Annotated in this window: 1 pseudogene; it reads right to left on the reverse strand. The window is 36.8% G+C overall.

The features are described 5' to 3' along the window. A pseudogene (locus tag R8923_RS14270) lies at window positions 1-446 on the reverse strand (SA1320 family protein); the annotation flags it as partial.

Raw genomic sequence — 446 nt, forward strand, 5'->3', positions numbered from 1 at the left:
GATACATAAGTGACTTGTGTACCGAACGTAATAATTTGACTTGTTACAACCTCTTTATTTTCATCTATCCTTTTATAATGAGCTTTGAGTTCCTTCACCATCCCATCACTAAAAAATTCATTGTCGATTCCTTGAAACAGCATCGGAATCGCATGTTTTTTGAGTGCGTCTAATTGAGAAATAATTTCGTCTAGTCGCGTTACTGTATCCACAATCAGAATGGGTAATTCAATGGATGTCCCTATCATGCCGTCAAAATTCCCTAAAAAGCTGACTAGAAAATCTGAAACCACAGAAGAATTTTTAAGTTTATAAATCGCTTTTCTTGCGATTGAAATGCCAGGAGTTCCCGATTCGATAATATCTCTTACGGATTCATAGCCTGACATCGTTGTTAACGCTTTTCCAAAGCTTCCTTGTCCGAGTAAATCATCAAAACTATCGGT

This window comes from Listeria tempestatis (assembly GCF_963575625.1).
Taxonomy (GTDB): domain Bacteria; phylum Bacillota; class Bacilli; order Lactobacillales; family Listeriaceae; genus Listeria; species Listeria tempestatis.